The organism is Atribacteraceae bacterium (assembly GCA_035477455.1).
GTDB lineage: Bacteria > Atribacterota > Atribacteria > Atribacterales > Atribacteraceae > DATIKP01.
This window is the reverse complement of sequence record DATIKP010000077.1, coordinates 1-3,433: the sequence shown is the minus strand read 5'-3', so window position 1 is coordinate 3,433 and position 3,433 is coordinate 1. Positions and strand designations below refer to the sequence as shown.

Here is a 3,433-nt window from a genome sequence, read left to right as displayed (position 1 = left end):
GATTATATCTTAGAGCATCACTCCAATTTTATTACGCCGGACGATGAAAGTGAGGCGCAAACGTACCGCTTTTTGACCGACCGCTGGAATCAACCGATTATCATCACGACTATGGTTCAATTTCTGGAAAGTGTTTATTCCCATAAAGGTGGGAATTTGCGTAAATTACATAATATGATGAACGCTGTTTTTATTTTTGATGAGGTGCAGTCCCTTCCGGTCAAATGCGTGCATCTGTTTAATAATACAATAAATTATTTGCGCACTTTCGGTAATTGTACCGCATTGCTTTGTACCGCAACGCAACCGCTGATTGATAAAGTGGAGCGGCCTATCCATTTTTCCTCGCCTTCCGAACTTATAGCCGATACGGGTGAAGCCTTCAAAAAGCTGAAGCGGACACGAATTGTTGACAGCACGGTGAAGAGTGGATATTCAACCGAGGCATTGCGCGATTTCGTTCTTGAAAAATTAGACGCAGTGGGTAACTGCCTGGTTATTTTGAACACGAAAAAGGATGTGGCGAATCTCTACCGTGCGGTGAAAAACTATATAAATGAAGATAAGGAAACACAGATTAAGCTAGTGCATTTAAGCACGTCGATGTGTCCCGCTCACCGCATGGAAGCAATCGACTCCATGCAACAAGAAGAGGGCAACAAAAAGATGCTCAAGCGCGAGCGTATTTTATGTATCAGTACACAGCTTATAGAAGCCGGCGTGGATATTTCTTTCGCCTGTGTCGTGCGTGCATTGGCTGGACTGGACAGCATCGCTCAGGCAGCGGGGCGGTGTAACCGTAACGGCGAAGAGCCGAATGGGCGTGAGGTTTATATCGTGAATCTCGCAGAGGAAAATCTGTCAAAGTTGCCAGACATTAAGTGCGGCAGTGATGTGACGTCGCGGATACTTGATGAACCGGTTGATGATCTGTTGTCGCACGCTGTGATGAACCGTTATTATCAGGAGTACTTCTACAAGCGCAGAGATAAGATGGATTATTCATACAATAACGGATACATCTATGATTTGCTATCGGAAAACAAAAAGGGTAGTGGTACATACATCAATTCTGGGGATAAAGCACCATTCCCGGCATTACGTCAGGCATTTCAAACTGCGGGTGAGCAGTTTTACGTGATTGAGAAGGGTACAGCCGCAGTTCTTGTTCCGTATGGACGCGGAACGGAGATCGCCGAGAAATATAGCGCTGCTAAATTGAGAAACAAATCAAAACTATTGCGCGAAATGGGAAGGTATTCCGTTTCACTCTATTCACACCACCGCAATGCAGGGTGTCGTGATCGTTCCGAGCGATGAGTGTTTTATTGATTATGAACTGAATGCCGATATTGCCGAGGGATTTCCTCTGCCTTTTGCCCAGGTTGAATTGATCGGTGAAAATGGACAAGTCCTGATGGCCCAGACAGACGGTCAGGGACGATTCGACGTGACCGGGTTGACCGACAGTGCGTATTTGGTGATGGCCAGCCGGGGGTCGATCCGGGTGAAAGCCGGTGTGTCCTCCCTGGTTGACGGGGTGATGAACGATATCGGCCGGGTCGATTATTTTACCACAGCCCAAGTGTTGATCTACGAAGCGGCTAATGAATTGGAGGCCGGGTCTGTGTTGATCAGGGATATCCCAACGTTGAATCCTTCCGGGGAATTGCAGGACGCTGTACGGTCCGCCCTGGAGGCGTGCCGGGATCCCCAGGATGATATCAGCTGCCGGCGGATTGCCCGGGATCTGGTGGACCAGGGCTTCGGTTCCCCCTGTATTCCTTGTATTCCCAGGATTCCGGAAGTGGGTGGGCCGAATCCGACTCCGACCCCGAATCCGACTCCGACCCCGAATCCGACTTCGACTCCAACTCCGACCCCGACTCCAAATCCAACTTCGACTCCGAATCCAACTTCGACCCCGAATCCGACTCCGAATCCGGAACCGCTTCCGGCCATCTCCCATGTGCTGGTCCTTCTCTATAATGGCACCACGGTGAAAATCGATAACTACCAGGACGGGATCACCGATTACAGCGATCCTTGGAAGTTTGATGCTAAAATGATCGAACGGTTCGGCTCGGGGATTGAGACCTACATCATCAAAGCCGCGAGCGTTCAGTCAGCCTGGGGGTTTGGCTTCTGGACACCTGAGGGAGAAGGGATTTTAGCAGATGATCTTCCTTCTTGGGCAAAAAGCCGGCTGAACCACTCAAAGAACGCGTTTACCGATGAACCGAGCGTCAATTATGTTGAATTATGATGATGTGTTGTAACCATATAGCGGTTTGCCATGCAAACTGTTTGGAGAACCAATAGTACCTGGAGAACCGGCCGAACAGCCGGTTCTCCAGGTTTTTGTGTTTGTTTCCTCCGGCCGACTTGACCAAAAAAATAGAGCGGTTGTCTCTCATCCCAAACGAGTTTCAACAACGCTTTTTCGAGCTCAAACGCACCAGTTGGTCAGGCGAGGGGAGACCGCAGAAGAGAAATGATCTGGGGGAATAGGGGAAAGGGAGAAGGGGTTTCTCCCTTTCCGGAATTACCTTTAAAAAATCTTCAAGCGACGGAAATACTCTCGCTCGTAGCGGGCGTTGCGCTCCATGCCGTCCTTAAGGTTACCGCTCCAGAACACCTTGGGTTCCTGCCCCTGGCTCAGAATATAGCGAATCGCTTCTTCTTCGATCCGCCGGACCAGGTAGCCGTAGGTGATGGTAGAAATGGGGTTTATCGGGGTTCCCAGGCCCGGGATCAGTTGCACCGCGTCGCCCACCGGGTTGTAGTCGTCGATATATAGATCGCAAACCTCGCTCATGTGCTTTTTGCTCTTGTGCCGGGTGAAGTGTTCCAGAGGTATGGCTTCGTGCCAGGCCACGGAGGAAACCCCGATCACGAAAGCGCCCCGTTCCCGGGAGGCCATACAGGCCTCGAGGCAGGCGTTGTTGATCCCGATGTTGTTGTAGACGATCACCACATCGTCTTTACCGATCTGGTAGAGGTCGATCAGTTCGGTGAAGTAGCCAGCCAACCGCTCCAGGCGGATGCTGCGGGTCCCACCGGCCAACGGCGAGGTGGAGAGGTCCAGGATACCGTCGACGGCCACCAGCGCCCCGGCCCGGTGCACCATGTCCATGACCGGCATATAGGTGTGTCCTCCGGTTCCCACCGCGAAAATGACCTTATCCTGCATCAGGCGTTTCCCGATGACTTCCCCGGCCTTTTGGAAGTTTTCTCTCTGGCCTTCCTCGAGTTTATCCAGGAATTCCTTACAAATCTCCAGAAAGGGTTTGTCCGCTGGGTAGTTCCTGAGAAACTCGTTGTCCACTTTTACAGTCATAACCTGTACCTCCCATGTTCAATGATGGTCTTCTGTATTCCGTCTCCCGCAATTTTCCTCACTCCGGAAAAGCCAGTTGAATTAGCTCATCCA

The 3,433-nt window shown here is 50.8% G+C and carries 3 protein-coding genes; 2 read left to right on the top strand and 1 reads right to left on the bottom strand.

Annotation, left to right across the window (positions count from 1 at the left end):
• The coding region (locus tag VLH40_04910; GenBank protein HSV31346.1) for a helicase-related protein at positions 1-1,320 on the top strand (1,320 nt) is incomplete at its 5' end.
• Entirely contained in the window at positions 1,301-2,266 is a 966-nt protein-coding gene (locus VLH40_04905) for a hypothetical protein (protein ID HSV31345.1), read from the top strand. The genes VLH40_04910 and VLH40_04905, both read left to right, overlap by 20 nt.
• Before the next feature lie 285 nt (positions 2,267-2,551).
• Here VLH40_04905 and VLH40_04900 read toward each other — a convergent pair whose 3' ends face one another.
• Positions 2,552-3,340, bottom strand: coding sequence for a sugar isomerase domain-containing protein (locus VLH40_04900; protein ID HSV31344.1), 789 nt, complete (start codon positions 3,338-3,340; stop codon positions 2,552-2,554).
• Positions 3,341-3,433: the final 93 nt, after the last annotated feature.

Bases quoted from the DNA above. Each gene is read 5' to 3' on its own strand.
- VLH40_04900 (HSV31344.1), bottom strand. From the start codon at position 3,340: ATGACTGTAAAAGTGGACAACGAGTTTCTCAGGAACTACCCAGCGGAC.